General features: G+C 39.6%; 16 protein-coding genes. All 16 read right to left on the reverse strand.

The features are described 5' to 3' along the window. Positions 1-109: 109 nt before the first annotated feature. A complete protein-coding gene (locus FAR12_RS10160) occupies positions 110-1,507 on the reverse strand; it encodes a DUF4179 domain-containing protein (protein WP_126408593.1) in 1,398 nt (465 codons plus the stop codon). Beyond that, a complete protein-coding gene (locus tag FAR12_RS10165) occupies positions 1,500-2,039 on the reverse strand; it encodes a sigma-70 family RNA polymerase sigma factor (protein WP_126408594.1) in 540 nt (179 codons plus the stop codon). The genes FAR12_RS10160 and FAR12_RS10165 overlap by 8 nt, the downstream gene beginning before the upstream one ends. A 316-nt stretch (positions 2,040-2,355) precedes the next feature. Next, positions 2,356-3,984 (reverse strand): hypothetical protein, encoded by a 1,629-nt coding sequence (locus FAR12_RS10170; RefSeq protein ID WP_113784437.1) that lies wholly within the window; start codon positions 3,982-3,984, stop codon positions 2,356-2,358. A gap of 64 nt (positions 3,985-4,048) precedes the next feature. Further along, positions 4,049-5,740, reverse strand: coding sequence for a DUF262 domain-containing protein (locus FAR12_RS10175; RefSeq protein WP_126408595.1), 1,692 nt, complete (start codon positions 5,738-5,740; stop codon positions 4,049-4,051). Positions 5,741-5,754: 14 nt separating this feature from the next. Beyond that, on the reverse strand, positions 5,755-6,267 hold the full coding sequence (locus FAR12_RS10180) for a hypothetical protein (RefSeq protein ID WP_126408596.1): 513 nt from the start codon (positions 6,265-6,267) through the stop codon (positions 5,755-5,757). 152 nt (positions 6,268-6,419) lie between these two features. After that, on the reverse strand, positions 6,420-7,991 hold the full coding sequence (locus tag FAR12_RS10185; RefSeq protein ID WP_113784434.1) for a recombinase family protein: 1,572 nt from the start codon (positions 7,989-7,991) through the stop codon (positions 6,420-6,422). Between the two features lie 3 nt (positions 7,992-7,994). Beyond that, positions 7,995-8,408 carry a recombinase family protein gene (locus FAR12_RS10190; protein ID WP_066067919.1) on the reverse strand — a complete coding sequence of 138 codons (414 nt, stop codon included), beginning with the start codon at positions 8,406-8,408 and terminating at the stop codon, positions 7,995-7,997. Further along, positions 8,409-9,974 carry a recombinase family protein gene (locus FAR12_RS10195; RefSeq protein ID WP_126408597.1) on the reverse strand — a complete coding sequence of 522 codons (1,566 nt, stop codon included), beginning with the start codon at positions 9,972-9,974 and terminating at the stop codon, positions 8,409-8,411. It abuts the gene before it with no gap. Between the two features lie 61 nt (positions 9,975-10,035). After that, complete coding sequence (locus FAR12_RS10200) at positions 10,036-10,275, reverse strand: SHOCT domain-containing protein (RefSeq protein WP_126408598.1); 240 nt, start codon at positions 10,273-10,275, stop codon at positions 10,036-10,038. Between the two features lie 179 nt (positions 10,276-10,454). Then, complete coding sequence (locus FAR12_RS10205; RefSeq protein WP_425456155.1) at positions 10,455-11,096, reverse strand: N-acetylmuramoyl-L-alanine amidase; 642 nt, start codon at positions 11,094-11,096, stop codon at positions 10,455-10,457. Positions 11,097-11,173: 77 nt separating this feature from the next. Then, a complete protein-coding gene (locus FAR12_RS10210) occupies positions 11,174-12,514 on the reverse strand; it encodes a hypothetical protein (RefSeq protein WP_212734384.1) in 1,341 nt (446 codons plus the stop codon). A 155-nt stretch (positions 12,515-12,669) separates the two neighbouring features. After that, on the reverse strand, positions 12,670-13,110 hold the full coding sequence (locus FAR12_RS10215) for a phage holin family protein (protein ID WP_035197478.1): 441 nt from the start codon (positions 13,108-13,110) through the stop codon (positions 12,670-12,672). 76 nt (positions 13,111-13,186) lie between these two features. Beyond that, positions 13,187-15,541, reverse strand: a complete 2,355-nt coding sequence (locus FAR12_RS10220; protein ID WP_126408600.1) for a phage tail protein — start codon at positions 15,539-15,541, stop codon at positions 13,187-13,189. 13 nt (positions 15,542-15,554) lie between these two features. Beyond that, positions 15,555-16,058, reverse strand: coding sequence for a hypothetical protein (locus FAR12_RS10225; RefSeq protein ID WP_019155104.1), 504 nt, complete (start codon positions 16,056-16,058; stop codon positions 15,555-15,557). A gap of 15 nt (positions 16,059-16,073) precedes the next feature. Next, complete coding sequence (locus FAR12_RS10230) at positions 16,074-18,011, reverse strand: siphovirus ReqiPepy6 Gp37-like family protein (protein WP_100330410.1); 1,938 nt, start codon at positions 18,009-18,011, stop codon at positions 16,074-16,076. A gap of 2 nt (positions 18,012-18,013) precedes the next feature. After that, positions 18,014-18,865: a phage tail family protein gene (locus tag FAR12_RS10235; RefSeq protein ID WP_126408601.1), complete on the reverse strand. Its 852-nt coding sequence runs from the start codon at positions 18,863-18,865 to the stop codon at positions 18,014-18,016. Positions 18,866-18,872 lie beyond the last annotated feature (7 nt).

The raw sequence follows: 18,872 nt of genomic DNA on the forward strand, positions 1-18,872 counted from the left end.
CCAAAACCAGAGGTTAGCATAACGATTTCTCATAAAACATAAAAGACAACTCGCCCTAAGGGGTAGTTGCCTTCTTTTAATACATACCGAACACGAAATGTTAGCGAGTTTACTCATTCTCTGCTGGAAGTTCTATAGTAAATGGTTCTAATTTCTTACTTGGAGCAAAGCTGGAAAAATCAAATAGTAATATTGTATTTTCCAACTTAAAATTCTCAATCTTTTCTTCTCCATTTAAATCGAAAGTAGATTGGAAATGTGCAGTTTCTTTATCAATCATTTTTACTTTATTAAAAGGAATACCGTGATTCTCAGGGGGCCATGCATTTTCCGGGTCAATTTCGGTTAAATAGTCCTTATCAACCAACCAGAAAAGGTATTCCAAATTATAAGTAACTGTTTCAAGTCTTTTTTCACTCAAATTCTTTGGTAGCCCTGTCAACTGATAATCTATTACTAGTTGCTCGCCTTTTTGAATAACATTATTTACCTGCAAGCCTACATTGAAGCGTGTGCTCTTTAATGCAAATGATCTTTTATCCAATAACTGCTCTCCTCTAGAGTCTGTGAAATTTATCTGTGGATAAAAAGTAAGGGAAGTAACATCTGAATTGAGTTTAGTCATCTCTGTCCGTACAGTACTATGATAGCCATCGTCTTGTTTCGATTCCTCAAGATATGTTTGATCTCCAAACCTATACTTTTTTCCTTTATTATCAACTACATCTAAATAAATTTCGTCCCCCTTATACTTCCGTACAATCTCATAAACAAATGAGGATGACGCTTTTGCAGTAAGAATCTCATTTATACGAATTTTGACTTCATCTTCTGTATATTCTTGCTCCTGATTAATAACAAGTGAACGATTTTTTTCTTGTTGAATTGGAATATCAAAATTCCACTCTCCTTCGATCCCGTTTATATTATGGATCGTAATCGGGAGAGTAAAATTCTCCTGAAATGTTTTATATGGATATTCCATTTTCCATTGAAAGTTATATCCATTTTCCACTTTCTTAATGTCATTTGCTACTAGCCAAGGGTCATAATCTCCTTCATAGTGTTCGAAGTTCACATCAAAGCTTACTTCTCCTTTTTCGTTACGTCCATTGTCAACGCCTTCGTCCACAAATCCGGTTATTGAAACAACATTTCCATCAAAATAAGCACTGTTCAGTTTTACCGTTACTCCGTTTTTTGTTACAGTCTGATTTAATTCTGTGACTGCATCCTGTTTCGCCAAACTTAGCCCTATCGAATCATTAAACTCCTTAAAAAGTCCACCAATAAAAGGCGCTTTCGCCAACACTTGATTCATAGTGGGATTAATGAAACCAGAAACAAAAGTTATCAAAAGAACAGCTGCTGCAGTTCCTAGACTTATAAGAACTCTCCGTTTTTTACTATGTCCTGTCATTTTTATGCCTGTGTTGATAGCGGCAAAAACTTTTTCTTTCGGTACAGGTATTTGGTCAATTGCATTCTTAATTTCCTTATTATCCATGAGACTCGTCCCCCTTATTTGTATAGGACTTTTTTAATTCCGCTTTCCCTCTACTCAAATAAGTTTTCACAGTACTTTCCGGAATCTCCATTAATTCGCTTACCATTTTTATCGAGTAATCGTAGTAATAGAATAGAATAATAGCAGTGCGATGACTCTCTCTTAGCTCCTGAATAGCGGCTAGAAGTTGCATTGATTCAACATGGTCTACAGTTGTTGGCATTGATAAATTCGATAAAATCTCATCGTTGATAGGAACAAAATTACTTTTTCTCTTTAGTAGTTGAGCAGAACATCGAATAACGATTTTCGTTAACCACGTTGTGAAATACTCTGGATGTTTTAAAGAATGGATGGATTTAAAAGCCTGATAGGTCGCTTCTTGAACCACATCCAAGGCATCCTCTTCGTTATGTACATAAAGATAAGCCGTTCGGTAGATCTGTTCATAATGTTGCCGGACTAACTTTTCAAAGGCTTTCTTATTTCCCTTGATTGCTTTTATAACGACCTTATGTGTATCGGTTTCCATATCCTCTTGCCCCCCTTTACTAATTAGTGGAATCTATCTCTATAAAAAGTTTCAAATTTTAAAAGTTTCTTGAATTAGAATATCATGGAAATGAGTTTATGATGGTAGATAAAAAAAACTGCACCTCCAATTGTTCGTTGCCTAACAATCGAGAGTGCAGTTCATAGAGTTTAGTTATTTTCTTTTAAAACAAGCAATGCCACGCATTCCACATGGCTTGAGAGGACAGGATGAATGTCATTTGAGCGTGTCCGTTCTCGGAAACATATCCACGACACTTTTTGCACTATCGGTAGGCGGGAACATATCCACTCAGTTAAATTACCTTCACTGGACGAACCACGCTGTCATCTTCATCATTAATCAACTTTCCTTCTATATATTTATCAAATATTCCTAGTGAAAGAAATGTAACAACTCCGTCATTATCTTGAATTTCCAACTCGATTGGCTTTGACGTAAGGAAAATCAAATGCACTTTTATATCCTCATCCGCACCGATAAATTCCTTTACTTTCTTAGGTTCTGAAAGTACAAGATCATATCTCCTTCTGCAACGGTCATAATACCCATCTTTCTCAAATAGCTTTTTATAGTCTGTAACCATTCCACTTGAGTTTAGTGAGTCAGAAAAATACTTTGCTTCAATTAAAAAAAGTTCTTTTGTATCTTCTGTGTAATATATAACATCAAAATCACCATAATCTATTTCTCGATCACCAAAAATTCTTTGGTATTTTACATCTTTTTCATCAATCTTTGATGTATAGTGGTTGTTAAGTTTCTCTCTAATTTTATCGATTAAAATATCAGACAGTTCTTTATTTCGCCTTCCCATGGCATTAGTAAGATTATCTGAATCGTTGGTATAACACATACCACCATTGCTAAAATATGATACCCATAATTGCTTGGCTTGTTCTATTGCTCCATATGAAATTAAGATATTTCCATCTTCTAAGCCTAAAAAAGGTCTAAGTTCATGACGGTATTTATTTGTTCCAATCACCCATATGATATCTTCTTTCTTCCTCAATTGACTTTTCACTTTATCTTTTGTTAAAACAAAGCTTTCATAAAAGGCTCTTCCGTCAATTTGAGGTTTGGTATAATTCTCCACTAAATAAATAAAATACTCTTTGCTAATCACTGTTAATGACTTTTCGTCACCACGTAACAGGTCATCTTGAAATCCCTTTATAGCTGCTAAAAATAGTAAAAATTCCACATCATACTCTTTGTAAAAGCCCTTACCGAATGCAGTATTATTCGCTTCTCTAGTTAATGGAGTTTCTACTAGTATGTTCTGATTTCCTGTAATTGCTGTATTAAAAAATATTATAGGGTGGTACTTTAATACTTCCGCAGGTGAATAATCATAAGGATTTACTGTCAACCCATAATATAGCTCTTGAGAACCAAGATTTTTAGATAGTGTTAAGAGGGAAACACCTTGAGAAGCAAGACCATATAAATATAAGTCTAACAGCAAATCAAAATCCATCTTAAATCCTCTATCTTTTGCCTTGGACATAGTATCAGTATCATGCTGATATAATACGCAATTTTCTATCCACACATTGCACGCATCAATGATGTTCCTCATTATATTTCTATTTTGAACAAATGTGTCTGTTAAATCTGTATCATCAACATTAATGCTTACTAATTTGCTCCGTGCTTCTTTTTCCCGCAAATAAAAATAATGCACTTCGTCAAAAATGTAATATAATTTCATAAACATATCATATGAGTTTTCATGTTTTAACTTATTTACCATTCGGTTTTGGATTGTTGTGATAACATTAAGCAGGAGTTTAAGTGCCTCATCTCGATTATCAATAACCAGTTTATGTTCTCCAAAGAATTCTTTATATCTTTTTTGTACCTTATCTATTGGAACCCCCATACTTCTCCAAAAAGGTCTTGTTTGAAAAATAAACATATTTCTTTTATCTCCTCAAATATTGAAATTTCGCACTTCGCTCGATTTTTTTATTCACATGGAATTACCCTAACAGCTCACGTATCTTTTCTGTAAGTATAGCCTTTCTTTTCTCGTAAAATATTTCAAAGTCCTCTATTTCAAGTGATACATCTTTCGGAATCATGGCTTGTTTACAAAACTCCGCTTTTTGTTCGTCGTTCATATCGTTATAATAATCAACGAGGCGCATATCATTCTTGCTACCATTACTTCTGCCTTCAAGTAGATGTAAATTAGGAAGACGATTTCGCATTCCACGCCATCTTTTCCAATCTTCCATACTAACAGAAATCGGTTTGCTGCCGTTAAACCTGCTCTCTGGATGCAAATGATCTTGCTCGTACTTGAAATTTTTATTTGTCCAGTCAAGGTTCAAGTAATACAAAACCTCTCCAGCAACTCTGCTGCCTTTTTCTGAATTAAGGACATCTTCGATTTTGCCATCCGTTACTCTTAGATCATTCATCTGGTCGAGCATTTCGATGGTAATTTCATAGTCAAAGCTATTGATATTACTCTTCATCTGTTGCAATTTTCCTGTTGTTCCAGATTGGAAATATGTAAAAAAGATTGCTCTCAGTAAATAAGCACGGACACCTTCAGTGTTTTTATCAAAATCAGGGTTATAATAAATGTAATAGATGATAGGCAATAGCACGTTCCAACTACTTGAAAAACGGCTCACCTCAATCTTCATTCCTTTAAGTACTCTTTCCAGATCCTTCAATGCTTTCTTAAAGGCATTCCAGTTATTCTTCAATTCTTCCGCTATTTTTTTACTGATATTAGATTTTACAACATCACCATAAAGCATCAGTGCAGAACGAATAATAAAGTCCGTTCCAAAATTTGCATATGAGTCAACAAGTATCTTTCCGAACTCTGTCTTTGCACTCGGCCAGTATGCCTCAAGAATGGACATCGTAATTTCAGACTTACGCAATGGCTTACCACCACTATTAAATCTTACAAACATCTCCAGTGCATCATCCTGTTTCATATCTGTTATTTCCGTATATCTGACCAGCTTTTCTACAAAAATTTTATTGTATAGCTTTTTTAGAATGTTTCGGGCATATTCCTTACTGTCTGCAGGAACATTGGCAATAGCATCCTCGATGGCCTTTTCCCTCATAGAGTCATCTTGGAATTTTTGATCGATGATGTTTTTGATTTCAAATTGTGTAGGGCTTAATCTGCCAACCTTTTCACTAAACTTGATGTCAAATTTCTTACTGTTATACTCTTCTTCATCTACAGAAATTTTGTTCTTGTTCAGTTCTATTAATAGTTTGGTAACAAGCCTGTCCCCGGATTTCTTTCTTGCATAATTCGGACGGATATACCCTTCTCCAAACAGTGATAAGTACAAAGAAGTCAATCTCTGCTGTCCATCCAGCACCGCTGTATCGGTATTCTTAACATTAATGCTGGTTAATTCATAATTTACACTGTCAGCCTGTTTTCTACTGTCAAATGTTACTTCAGATAAAAAGTTACAGAAGTATGTATCCCAGGTTACATTGGAATCATCAACGTGCCAGAACAGAAATGTGGCAATAGGATAATCCAACAATATGGAATCCCATAATTTCTCTATTTGCTCCATACTCCATACAAATTGTCTTTGAAATGCAGGCATTACATACTTTCCGTCTCTGATGTTCTGTAAAGCCTCATATATTGTGATGCTGTTATCTATTAATCTACTCATACTCGTTGCCTCCTTTAATCACAAAAACTCGATTTATATTTCATCAAAGTATCTTCTACCTCGTGCCAGATTGTTACCGTTTCACCGTCATCCTCAAATACTTTACCGTGGCTCTTAGGTCCATCCAACTTCATCTGTGAGTAATTATTCTTAAAAGTCGGCACGTACAGTTCCGGGTTGTTTTGGTCACTGCATAAGCGTTCCATCATATCTATGGTAGCACGACCTGTGGCAGCAACTGCCTTGAAATAAGCACGGATGATCTTGTGATTATATTGATTCGGCTTAACAGCCCATACTGGGATTCGTTGATTTGCTTTTCCGTAAAAATCCTTGTTTGCATCCTCATTCTGTCTTGCTACTGTTTTTGGGTTATAGGCTTGTGATGCTTTTTCAAAAGTTTTTGCAATATACCAACGCATACAGCTTTCCACTGCGGTGTTTTGTGTTTCATTTGTTAAATTTAATGCGATGCAGAATTTCTCGTACACATCCGCATCAACCGTAAAGGTCACACTCTTATTCACCGTTTACACCTCCACTATTTACACTATAAAGAATTATATCACTAATTTGTATTTTGTAAATACTAATAAACTAATTTGTATTGACTCATCGAAAGAAACATGAAAACACCCTGCATTTCAGCAAGGTGTTAGATTCTAATAACTATTTCTATTCAATTTTCAATGTCTATACTAATGCCTGACTTAAATTCCACTTCAACCCTGCCATCGTGAATCGTAACTTTTTCAATAAGCCTCCTTACTAACTGCTCATCATATTCCTCTAACTCGCAGGATTGCTCATTAAAGAAATCAGTCATTTCAGCTATTCGTTGCCTTTTCCCTTCTCGCTCTGCATTCTCTACAAGTGCATTTTGCTTTAACTCCCGAAGTCGATAAATTTCATCAGCCACATCTTCATAGTCATTCTTGGATTTTGCTTGGATAAGGAGCTGTTGTTGTAACTCTTCCAATTTTCTATCAATATCATCGGTGGCATTATCATTTTTTTCATTAAGTACGGTAGCTATGTTTTTCTGTAACGTTGAGAGGAAAGGCTCTTTGTTAGCCAAAAGTTCGTTAATAGCCCTGACCACTGCTGTATGTAATGTCTCCTCGTTTATGGTAGGGGCCGTACATTCAGATCCTTTTTCCTCTAAACGGCTGACGCATCTCCAAACAATAGACTTGTAACCTCGGTTATTCCAGTGTACTCGTCGGTAAATATCACCGCATTGCCCGCAGTAAACAATACTCGATAAGGCATATTTACTACTATAGACTCGCTTTTTACCGCCCTTACCGCCTCGGAGATTCGCTCTTCGAACCATCTCTTCTTGAACCTGCATAAAAAGGTCACGGGGAATGATAGGTTCATGGCTGTTTTCCACATAATACTGGGGAACAATACCATTATTCTTGACACGCTTTTTGGAAAGGAAGTCAACCGTATAGGTCTTTTGCAAGAGTGCATCCCCGATGTATTTTTCATTCTGCAGTATCTTTTTCAGTGTTTCAGGTCTCCATTTTGCTTTGCCTGCCGCTGTTAGAACACCGTCTGCTTCCAGTCCTCTTGCTATCTGCAAAAGGCTGGCACCCTCAAGGTACTCCCTGTAAATCCGTTTAACAACCTCAGCACCCTCTGGGTCAATCACCAATTGCTTATTTTCATCTTTGGTGTATCCAAGGAAACGCTTGTGGTTGACCTGAACTTCACCTTGCTGATAGCGATACTGAATACCCAGCTTAACGTTCTGGCTTAAGGATTGGCTTTCCTGTTGGGCAAGGGATGCCATAATGGTCAGCAGGACTTCACCCTTAGAATCCATAGTGTTGATATTCTCTTTCTCGAAGAACACAGCAATGTTTTTATCCTTTAACTGACGGATGTATTTAAGGCAGTCCAACGTGTTTCTGGCAAATCGGCTTATGGATTTTGTGATGATCATGTCAATATTGCCTGCCATGCACTCTTCAATCATGCGGTTGAATTCATCACGCTTTTTGGTATTTGTACCTGTGATACCGTCATCCGCAAAAATCCCTGCCAATTCCCATTCCTTGTTCTTCTTAATATAATTTGTATAATGCTCAATCTGAATGTCATAGCTCGAAGCCTGCTCCTCACTATCCGTTGAAACACGGCAGTAAGCAGCCACTCGAATTTTGGGTTTGCTTTCACTATTTTTATTATTTCCGACTCGTTTAATTGCTGGAATCACTGTTACATTCCTACTTACCGCCACTGGTTACACCTCACTTTCTATCAAACTGTAAGCATATTCTGCCTGCTTGTATGGGTCTTCATATTTTTGCACCAGAGGCTTTGCTTTGAACTTTACAGGATAATCCGTTTTTGGTTCATCTTTAGGCTCCCATATCCTTCCTAGCTTTTCTGCTCGTTTTCGTCTTTCTACTCTGGCTTTTTCAAAGGTCTCCTCATCAATAATTGGAGGGTAGAATTCATCGCCAAGGTAGTGCTTATTCTGCAACATCTTACTTACTGTGGCATGGTAGCAGTCTATCCCAGCTTTTTTAGCAGCACCCTTCAAAGAAAGTCCTGCCAAGTATCCTGAAAATAATTCTTTTACCCGCTCCGATGCTATTTCATCCACAACAGCCTTACCGTTTTCTATTCTATATCCATAGGGTATGTGACCCATCTAATTCACCAACCTTTCCTTCAATGTGATTCCGCATTTTAATTCAAATCCAACTATCTCTCGTGAATAAACAATAATCTTCTCTGCGTAATTTTCAAACAGCTCATCCTCATAGGTTTTGAGCATTTTGGACTTAGTGGTAAACTTAAGCAGACGGTCAACCTCGTCTACTTTTGCAAAATTGCCATTGATGGAACGAGTAAGTTGATCCTTTTCGACAAGAAGTCTTTCTCTTTCTGCTTCCAGTGAAATCTTTTCTTTATTAAACAGAGCAGGTTCCAGATATCCTTTGGCCAGTAAACCTGTCAGCATCTGGCTCTGCTCCATGTTGTTTTCAATCTTAGTTTCCAACTCTCCGATTCTGCGAAAACCCGCTGCATTATTCTGGTTACGTAGCCCATCCATAAGTGGTCTTAATATGAATTTCTGACCGAAAATGAGTTTATTCATCATCGAAACAAATGCAGTCTTTATATCATCATCTCGAATGAACTGCATGGAACATTCCGTTATCTGGCTTATATGCTTACTGCAGCACCAAGCAATGTATTTTCTTGGGCCAGATGAATGAATCCGTCTTTTAAAGGTACTGCCACATTCTGAGCAGATAATTTTACTAGAGAAAGAATATCGGTTTAGATATTTGCTATTGCGCTTTTCGATGCCTTTTTCCTTTGCTCTCTGATTGAGAACGGCATCGACAGCTTCAAAATCTTTATGGCTGATAATCGCCTCATGATGGTTTTCTACTAGATACATATTTTTCTCACCATAATTGGTGTGCCTGTTAAAATGGCTGTCAGTATAAGTCTTTTGCAAAATAACATCGCCAGTATATTTTTCATTGGTCAGAATCCCTCGAATCGTAGTAGCCGTCCAACGACCACCTCTTTTTGAAGGGATACCCTTTTGATTAAGATCATTTGCAATTTTCTGTGTTCCTTTGCCCGATAATACCTCTGCAAAAATATACTTCACAATTTCAGCCTGCTTAGGGTTTACTATCATCTGACCGTCAATGTTTTGATAGCCATATGGTGGGTAGGAAATTTTAAAGGTTCCGTTTTGAAATCGTCTTTGAATGGCCCACTTCGTATTTTCTGAAATGGAAATTGACTCACTTTCTGCAAGCCCACTTAAAATGGAGAGCATCAATTCACTTTCCATTGAACCCGTATTGATGTTTTCCTTCTCAAAATAGATATGAACCCCAAGGTCTATCAGTTTTCGAACCATCTCCAAGCAGTCTGTAGTATTTCTCGCAAATCGGCTAATTGACTTTGTAATAATTAAGTCAATCCTCCCAGTTTCACAGTCAGATAACATTCTAAGTAGGTCAGAGCGGTTTTCCTTTTTCGTGCCGCTGATTCCCTCGTCATAATATAAACCTGCATATTCCCATTCTGGATTTGCCTTTATGTAGCTCTCGTAATGGGCCTTTTGTGCTTGCAAGCTGACTAGTTGTTCATTGCTATCTGTAGAAACCCGGCAGTAGGCAACTACTCGTGTTTTTGGCTTAATAAAGGGGTTGGCAGTATTTCCTTCTATTTTCGTTATCTTTTTCATCCTCTCACCTCCTTCTTGGTAGGTCACATATTACCTCTGAAACCCTTATATATCAACGATTTCAGGGCATTATCTCTGCTAAAAAAGGGGAGAAAGTTTGGCGATTTAGTGCGTCTATCTTGTGGAACTCTATTTCAGTTATTAAGCCTTTTCCAAGCATCTTTCTAAGTAATTTTTCTGCCTGGATATAATCAAACTCACGCTGTAGCTGTTCCTGTGATACTCTCTTAAGTGCGGTGGTGCTTTTGTCTACAACCTCATCCGAAATCTTAGTAACTTTTTTATCCTCGTGCTGATTCACTAAGAATCACCTCCTACCTAATAGCCGTGGGAACAGGTCGAAGTTGAGGATTTGTAAAAATTAATTTGAATCAGAGCATAAAAAAAGAGCCTGCAAGGGAAGAACCCCTACAGGCTAGATAATCTAACAGTTTAATATTTTATTTAGGAATCTCGATGATTTTTAACTCGCCCCATTTGTTAATCATACTTAATAAATGCATCCGTAAAGCCTGCCTTTTTAGCTTTAGCAAGCTGTGCCTCAGCATTTGCACTGTCAGAATAAGCACCGATCTGCACACGGTAATATTTCTTTTTCACAGAGTCTACTGGTTTATTTTCAGCACTTAATAGTTTCTTCACATCCGCTCGAAAGGTGTCCATGCTCTTCCCATGTTTAGGGAACCAGTGCATCACATCGCCATGGTTACTGGCAATGCCTCGTTTATAACCTTCGCTGTGACAGATGATATCTTTTTCACTAAACCCATAGAGTTTGCAAAGATATACACAAAGCTCCAAGGCTTCCTTGTAAACAGCAGAAAAATACGAGGCATCGGTCAAACCGTCCTCGCAAATTTCAAATCCAATATGAGAATTGTTTGCAGTTCCTCCAGCATGCCAACCTCGGTGATTCCAAGGCAATGTTTGATAGGTTGCAATGGAACCATCTGCTAATTTACCAATAAAGGCATGGACACATACTTGACGGCCTCCAGGTTTGTCTTGATTCCAATGGTTGTTATATTGGTTCTTTCCTAGCAAGCCATCGTCAGGGCCAACATATCGTTTGAGCCACGGGTTGTTAGCTCCAGTTGAGTGAACCATGATGCCCTTCGGCAATATTGTTTTTCCTGCTTTGAAACAGGCATTATTTGTAAGTATTAACTTATGCAGATTCATTACGGTCACCTCACTAATCAAGAATTTGTGTCAGATGCAAGAGCCACAGGGTATAGATGATAGGTAAACTTCAAATCACAAAAAGCATTCGCCGATGTTCCATCACTTCCCATACTGATATACAATCCATAACCAGAAGGCACCCGGCTTTGACGCATTTGAATATGAATATGCAACCCAGCGTTTGAACTATCAGCACCTATAGGTGTGCTACGTGAGATTCTGGTAAAGTTCACTTCATCATTTGATATATATAAGTCTAGTTCTTTTTCACTTGTATCCGATTGGCGGCAAAGGGTAACTAAATGACAATCATAAGCTGTTGGATAAAGCAATCCACCCTGCCCGCCTATAACCACGCTACCAATTGGCAATAATGTGTACAAAGGTCCTCGAACGCTGTTAATACCGCCCCCGCCTGTAGCATTACCGCTCAAAACATATCTCAAATAGCTTGCCCTAGTAAATGCGTTGATAGTAGATGTTGCGGTAGAGGTAAGGGGCAATGGTGTCGTAGCATTTTCCGCTCTTTCCAATATGAATAGACTCTCACCAGAAGGAATAGTAGCATCACCAATGGAGAAAACTCGACTCGTCCAATAGGCTGTGCTTGCTGGGTTTGGTGATGTTCCTGACCCATATGCAATGTTCGCTACATCTTGAATACCCCTTATGGCTTCGGCAAGTTTCTTGACAGTATTGCGGAGAGTGCTTTGGATTAACACCTGCACATTGTTTGTTGTCGGACTGCCCAAGGATGTAACAAATGTATAGGTTACCGTGCCAAGTACTACGTTATTGCCGCTATTTATGCTCGTAAATGTGATGGATGCTCTCCGGCTTACCATATCCGGTGCAGTAGCAGTTTCTATCGGATGCAAATGATTAAGGATAATACCAGTCCGAGTGTATAGAGTATCTCTCATATCCTCGATTAGACCATGCGTGGTATTTAGCAAATTATAGTTATCATTTAACAGACTGTGTGTTGTATTTAAAATTGCATAGTTATCATTGACTAAACCATAGGTATCATTTAATCTGCCATGTGTGGTGTTTAGCAAATCATAGTTATTATTTAAAAGGCTGTAGATAAGGTTTAATAGATTATATGTTTCATTAATATCTAGTTCAGCTAATGCAGAAAGAACCTGATTAAGCCATTCCTGTGCAGGAGGTTCGGGCGGCTCGGCAATTCCGTCAACAAGAGCATCCTCAACAATGGTTAGTATCTGAATGCTTTTTCCGACCACCTCTCCATAAGTGACCCTTATTTCTAGACGACCGACACCGACAATAGATGTATCCGTTGCGCTAGGCGACCATGTAAAAACTCCGTCAGCATAGCTCGTGATCACTGGATAAGCATTACCATCCGGTCTTTTGTAAATTGCATTTAACGAGGCACTGGGGTATTTTTCTTCCAATAAGCTAGATACATCAAATTCAATATTTCGATAGTGATGCTCACCTCGACGACCGATGGACACCGTTACTGCTTTCGTTATGTCAATCATACTTCATCACCTGGCTTACGGGGTTCTTCATCACGTCCATGTAACTGCTGTAGAACTGATTTTAGTTTCTCTGGGATGGGTAGTCCAATATGTCCGGCATTCTCCAAAATGGATACTCCTTCATTACTCAGGTAGAAAAAGATTACTGCTGTGCGTAAGGCTCCACTATTGTCTCCAATGCTACCTAAAATTTGTGTATCGATAATATGAGCAATACCTACCATTGCAAAGATAAACACCTTTTTGAAAATTCCCTTAGCACCAATTTCACTGCACAGCTTTTTATTCACAATGGCACAAAGCACTCCCGTCACATAATCTATGACAACAAAGGCAACCAACGCATAAAGAAATCCATCATAACCTCCGAGAAACCATCCAAGAAATCCACCTACAGCGGCAATAGCCAGCTGTATCCAATTCCAAATCTCTTTCATTAATAGACACCTCCATTTCGTGTGTTTCCATATAGAAAAGCGCCCCTGCAAATGACAAGAGCGCTGAATGTTACCTTTACATTATTTGAATTAGATCATGTATTTGTTGCATCACATCCGCTTTTGGTCGTCCTGTACCGATAGGTAGCCATGTGACAGGTGGTATATCGAATGCCTGGGAAGAATCAAAGCTATTAACCATTAAAATAATCGAATCAATAGCCTTGCGTATTTCAACGATATGAAATGGCCAATTCTTAATAGTGGTCTTTCCTGCAATGATCTCCTCTTTCCAAGTCATAGGGGATAGATTGTAATAGCTACGCACCCTATTTACAGCAGTTCGAATCGTCTGAATATGCGCTGCCTTTACATGCGTCACATTTGGAGTAATGATTTCAAAAGGTAATGCCAATATCGTAAAAGTACGAACAACTTCTATACTTGCTGATTCGATATCACTGTCAAGACAACGGAAGGTAACCGTATGATTACCTGCAGAAAGCGGTTCAGCTTGGTAAATTGTCTTGACCCCATTACCAAGATAGCCGCTTACAGAAAACCGCTCAGGATTGTCTACGCTGTTTTGCCATGAACCAGAGTCAATCCTTACCTCCACTATTTGTGTTTGTCCATCCGGTTCAATTCCTGTTGTGATCATAAAACGTGGTGTAGCATTATAAGTAAAATTGCCAGACATTGGACAGTCCACTATCGGTGCTACAGGCGGGCTGTTTTTCTTTACCGCGTTACTAACAACATAGGCAGACACTGCATCAAGTGCATCTGTGACGCTGATTCGATAACGAGTATATCTACCGGCAACCTGTGAGGCATTTACCTGAAGAGTGCCTGAAGTCGCATTGGAAATAACTGTCGTCAGTGCTTCATAAGCAGACCAATTTAGTCCATCTATCGAAGTGGCCTGTTGAATAACATATTGCTTGATGGAGCTGGTTCCAGGTACCGTTCCACTCCACGAAAGGTTTATTGTATTTACTTCATAGATAGGAGGGTTTGCGGTAAAAGAAGTCGGCGGTATTGGTAGTATGTTTTTACGAACAGTATTACTGGTAATAGTCCAGCCTGAGTAAAAATCCTCTCCAGCTGTACCACGGGTTCTTATTCGGAACCGACGATAATGACCACGTGTAGCAGGTGGACTGACATTTAAAATACTGCTTGTTGCAGAAGTATTGACTATCGCCAATGCCAACCAAGCACCCCAATTGCTATTATCTGGCGAATCACTATATTGTATTTCGTAGGAAGTGATGGGATTACCTGCGCCACCAGCTGCTCCACTCCACGAAAGAGTAACGTTTCCTTCAGATAATGTTGCACTTACCGTGCAGGCAGTCGGTGCTGCACAGGCAGTGATGTTGCAATAAATGCTATTACTGATTTTCTCTATTGAGTAAACATCAAATGTGTCAATTGTCCAAATACCAAATTGTGTATATGTTCCTGGGGTCCTCGATACAATTGGATTATAGCTACCACCGCTTGCTGCCAATGTCAACATGGTCAACACATTCCACGCACTCCATGTGCTGTTATCCGTGGATGTGCGACTGGCAATTTGATACCCCTTAATTGGACTGGTACCGCTAGACGCTCCGCTCCAAGTAAGTGTGATAGTCTCATTACTATATGCCGCAGGGGAGGCAACAGCAGTCGTTGCTGGCTTTGGTACCGTATTCCTGCGGACGCTGTTTGTGGATACTTTCCAGCTAGAGTAATAACTAGCTCCTGCTGTACCACGGGTTCGTACACGAAATCTTCGGTAATTACCTCGCGTTGAGGGCGGTGCTACTGATACACTGCCACTTGATGCTGTGGTGGTCACAGTTGTCAGAGCAGTCCATGCTCCCCATGTGATGTTATCGGCAGAATCACTATATTGAATCTCATAACTAGAAATCGTATTATTGATGCCCCCAGAAGCACCACTCCAAGAAAGAGTCACATCCCCTTCCGCAAGTGTCGGGGAAACCGTACAAGATGTCGGGGCTCCACAAGCCGTAGTAAGCAATGGAGCACTTAGTACCGTATAGCTTGAATTGGTAATCACACCAGAGGATAATGGTAATCGTCCATCAGATACCACTTTGAATGTGACTGGCTGGGTTGCATTACCTGTAGTAGAAGCACAGGTCACCGAAACATATCTAATCCTTGGTGTGGTCCCTTCCCAGTTATCTCCGTCTGCCGCTTTAATACGCACTTGTGAAGAAGATCCATTTACAGTCATAGTGCAAAGCAATGCATAACCACTACGAATAAAGGAACCTGATGAACCTAACGCAGCGGATATGGTGAAGTTGTATGTCATCTGACTATTATTAGGTCGGCTTTTAGTATAAGTAATCGTGTAATGAACGGTCGGGCTAGAACCCGCCTGCAAAGTTATACCGTTAATATCCGCCACTTATATTCACCTCCTATTCATAAACCGCAGAAACTAGCGAGTTTACCAACCCGCAAAGACTAGTATTCAACCGAGTATCAATAATGTTATTTGCTGAAATCGATGTAGCAGCTGAAGGTACTAGAACATCAGCAATACCTAGTTCATAGACATCGCTTGTTCTTGTCAACTCCGGAGCTATTGGCGATGCCGTTGGAGTACCAGTAACAATGGCGAGCTGAATGCTTCTCGTGATTTGACTTAAACGAACCACAACCCTGTCTATGCGAGGATTGCTCCCATCTGCTGTAGCAAGGGGTTTATTTAAAACATCCGTATTTTCATATCTATAACCATTAATCCATGCACTGCCCGGTGCTATGGTTACTGCTAATCCAATCCCAGGAGATACCAGTAAGTTTGTTGGTGTCGCATAAAACACACCATTCGAGACAAGGCTTCCAAAGTATGCAGCGAAGTCCGTTGCATCATAGACTCTATCACCATCGGATGAATTGAAAAATCCGCTTTTTTCCATCAATCACTCCTCCTTCTATTCCGTTTTTGTATACTCTATTACTACATAGCCTGTATACGCAGTTCTATCATTGCCTGGTTCGACTACAATGTCGGTCTTATTTGCGAAGAGTCCGATTTGCGATGCGAAGTTGTTGTACCGGGCAAGGGGCAGTGGCAAGAATACGGTCCCATTTGTCGCAAAGCCTGTTAAACTGACAATAGTGCTGAGGTTTGATATGCCGTGAGCTACGCTTTTCGGTGTCGTATTTGTAAGTGTCCCAAGATTCACTTGCTTGCGATAAATTGTCTTACCATCTATCCATAGTCGCCCAGTGTTTTGTTCTGTAGTTGAATAGTCGCTAAAAGAAGAAACCATTTTAGTAGCTGTAATTGTACGGTCTGCAATTTTTAAACCTGTAACTGCTCCATTGGCAATTCTTGCAGTGGTTACAGGTTCATTATTGATATTAAGCCAGTTTGCTTGTCCAGAAGGGTTATTAAATACGAAAACAGAAATCACATAGAAAGTCAGCGTATTGCGAGAAATAAAGAAACCCATTGCCCGCTGATATCCATTTCCCGTATTGTCCCCGCTATGTTTTATCAAAAAGACATGGCCGTCGTCACTTGGCTGGTCACTAAACTTATTGCCACTCCATGAGGTGAAATAAAAGGCATCTCCAGGTTTCATATAATACAACGCATATTGTCCAATCGATATAGTTCCTCCGCCAACATTGATTTCGAGCGCAGGTAGTTTTCCATACAGATTGTTGATAGTAGATGCTACGTTGTCTCCTTGAATCTTTGAATCTACCTCCGTCAAGTCGCCTAAGGTTTCCTCAACTGCTACTAGCGTATCCTCCACTGCTCCTAAAGCCTGTGCAATTTCAGATATGCCAGTTGGAGCCGATATTGCTGTTTTCACCTCGCTCAAGTCGGAGTGTAATTTTTGGGCTATTGTCAATTCAGCTTTTCCGAATACTACACTGATACTCCGGCCATCTGCGTCATAAGTTTCTTCAACTTCGGTGATACGTGTCGTCATGGATACACCCCATGCTTTGGAAATAACTTTGACGGTCTGCCCAAGATCGAAGTCTATCTTATATGACAAATTACCGTGTGGATTGACCGATGTATCAAATGAATAGCGTATGGCTTGCTCACTCAGCTTACTTTGACCTCGAAAGATTAATGTATCAATGTAATCTAAACCAAAGTCTTCTGCCCGTAAGTCCTTAGCATCCACAAAAATTTCGTGCCTTGTCTCACCAGAGCCACTTGTAATTGCAACAAAAGTTCTGTCTGGACCTTCTCCTTCACCACCAACAAGGGCGGTGTTGGCATAATCTCCAGCACTTATTGTATAAATCTGTTCTGTAAGGTTTTCATATTCCTTAGAAAATACAGCTTGTGATTCCGTTCCCATATATAACGCTACGGTAAAAACCCCTGTAGTAGGAGTGAACACAGTCTTAATGCCAACATCCGATGCAACACATAGTTCCGTCACAGCATCCATCAAATTTCGATACGATACCTGTGTGCTGATAGGAACATTAAAGTTTGGAGCAGAAAAGGATATGTTCGCAATCTTCCTTGCTACATCAGAAGGATTGATAAGATTATTATTTAAAAGTTGCTCTACACAAGTAGAAATATCACCAGACAATTTCTCCGTTTGCCAAACAATGCGGCGGGAGAGGAAGGAAGTTGCAAACCGACCACTTGCAGTAATAATTTCATGCTCGGTTTGAGAAAGTTCCAGATGTTCGATGATCCCGACTTCCTCATCATCATTTTTCCAGATGATATTCCCTTCCTTTAATAGTTCTGTATTTTCCAAAGTTGCAATCGCTTTTAACTCAAATGAGCCACACTGGGAATAGCGTCTCGTCCAGCGTAAGTACTCGAAGGACTCCACAATGCCCACAAGCTCTCGGTTTGAATTGTAGATATACAGTTCCATCTTTACACCCCCAGAAACTGCGGACGAAAGTAAATACTAACCTCTAGCAGTTCCATATTGACTGAAGCATCGTATCGTAGTGTATTAAGACCTGCCGCGAGTTGAAAGAACACCGAATTGGTATCCAACAGTGAAAAAGCATTTGTAATCGTTGACCCATTAATCTGGACCACACGCTTACCAGCGAAGTGGGTGTATACGCGAAGTTCATCCCCAGCGCTCATTGTAGTGAGAAGTCGGATATATTCTCCCGTGTCTATGTTTAATAGTTCAGGGTTCGACACAGTACCTAAGGCTCGGAATACAATCTCACATCCACAAGATACATCCCCGATATTTTCCACTGTAATGATTTGGCTAGGTTGACGCATTCCGAACTCCATCCCACTCATAGGAATTTCCAATTCAAACTCAAATAGCGGTATCCATGATGCCAGTTCCTCTCGCACCTCATTTAATGTCTCGAAGAAAGGGGATGGGCAGAGTAGACTGACAAAGAAGTTTGGTATTCGTTGCCGATTAGAAACACTAAAGCCTGCCTCCTCCACCACACAGGATATCTGTCGGTCACGGTATTGAAGGGTCCCTAGTAGCTTTGGGCTGAATATTTGAAGGAATCGTTGTCTCCTTTTATAGGCTTCATTGGGAGTATCAGCAACAACCGTACCTTCAATTGTTATGTTTCGCATATCTAGCGTGGAAGAAATATAAAAAGCGCCATCCTGATCTGGCGCCTTGAAAGTGTTGACGGTTTGACGAATATTTCCAGTACCGTTTACCTTCGTAAGAAAGTACGGTCGGCTTTGCTTAAGCGTAATACTCTCTCCATCTCTATTGGTGTATGTTAGCTCCATTTCCGTA

It is taken from the genome of Bacillus yapensis (assembly GCF_005280205.1).
Taxonomy (GTDB): Bacteria; Bacillota; Bacilli; order Bacillales; family Cytobacillaceae; genus Robertmurraya; species Robertmurraya yapensis.

Excerpts from the sequence above, each read along its gene's own strand:
- FAR12_RS10160 (WP_126408593.1), bottom strand. The coding sequence starts at position 1,507 with ATGGATAATAAGGAAATTAAGAATGCAATTGACCAAATACCTGTACCG.
- FAR12_RS10165 (WP_126408594.1), bottom strand. The coding sequence starts at position 2,039 with ATGGAAACCGATACACATAAGGTCGTTATAAAAGCAATCAAGGGAAAT.
- FAR12_RS10170 (WP_113784437.1), bottom strand. The coding sequence starts at position 3,984 with ATGTTTATTTTTCAAACAAGACCTTTTTGGAGAAGTATGGGGGTTCCA.
- FAR12_RS10175 (WP_126408595.1), bottom strand. The coding sequence starts at position 5,740 with ATGAGTAGATTAATAGATAACAGCATCACAATATATGAGGCTTTACAG.
- FAR12_RS10190 (WP_066067919.1), bottom strand. The coding sequence starts at position 8,408 with ATGGGTCACATACCCTATGGATATAGAATAGAAAACGGTAAGGCTGTT.
- FAR12_RS10195 (WP_126408597.1), bottom strand. The coding sequence starts at position 9,974 with ATGAAAAAGATAACGAAAATAGAAGGAAATACTGCCAACCCCTTTATT.
- FAR12_RS10215 (WP_035197478.1), bottom strand. The coding sequence starts at position 13,110 with ATGAAAGAGATTTGGAATTGGATACAGCTGGCTATTGCCGCTGTAGGT.
- FAR12_RS10225 (WP_019155104.1), bottom strand. The coding sequence starts at position 16,058 with ATGGAAAAAAGCGGATTTTTCAATTCATCCGATGGTGATAGAGTCTAT.
- FAR12_RS10230 (WP_100330410.1), bottom strand. The coding sequence starts at position 18,011 with ATGGAACTGTATATCTACAATTCAAACCGAGAGCTTGTGGGCATTGTG.
- FAR12_RS10235 (WP_126408601.1), bottom strand. The coding sequence starts at position 18,865 with ATGGAGCTAACATACACCAATAGAGATGGAGAGAGTATTACGCTTAAG.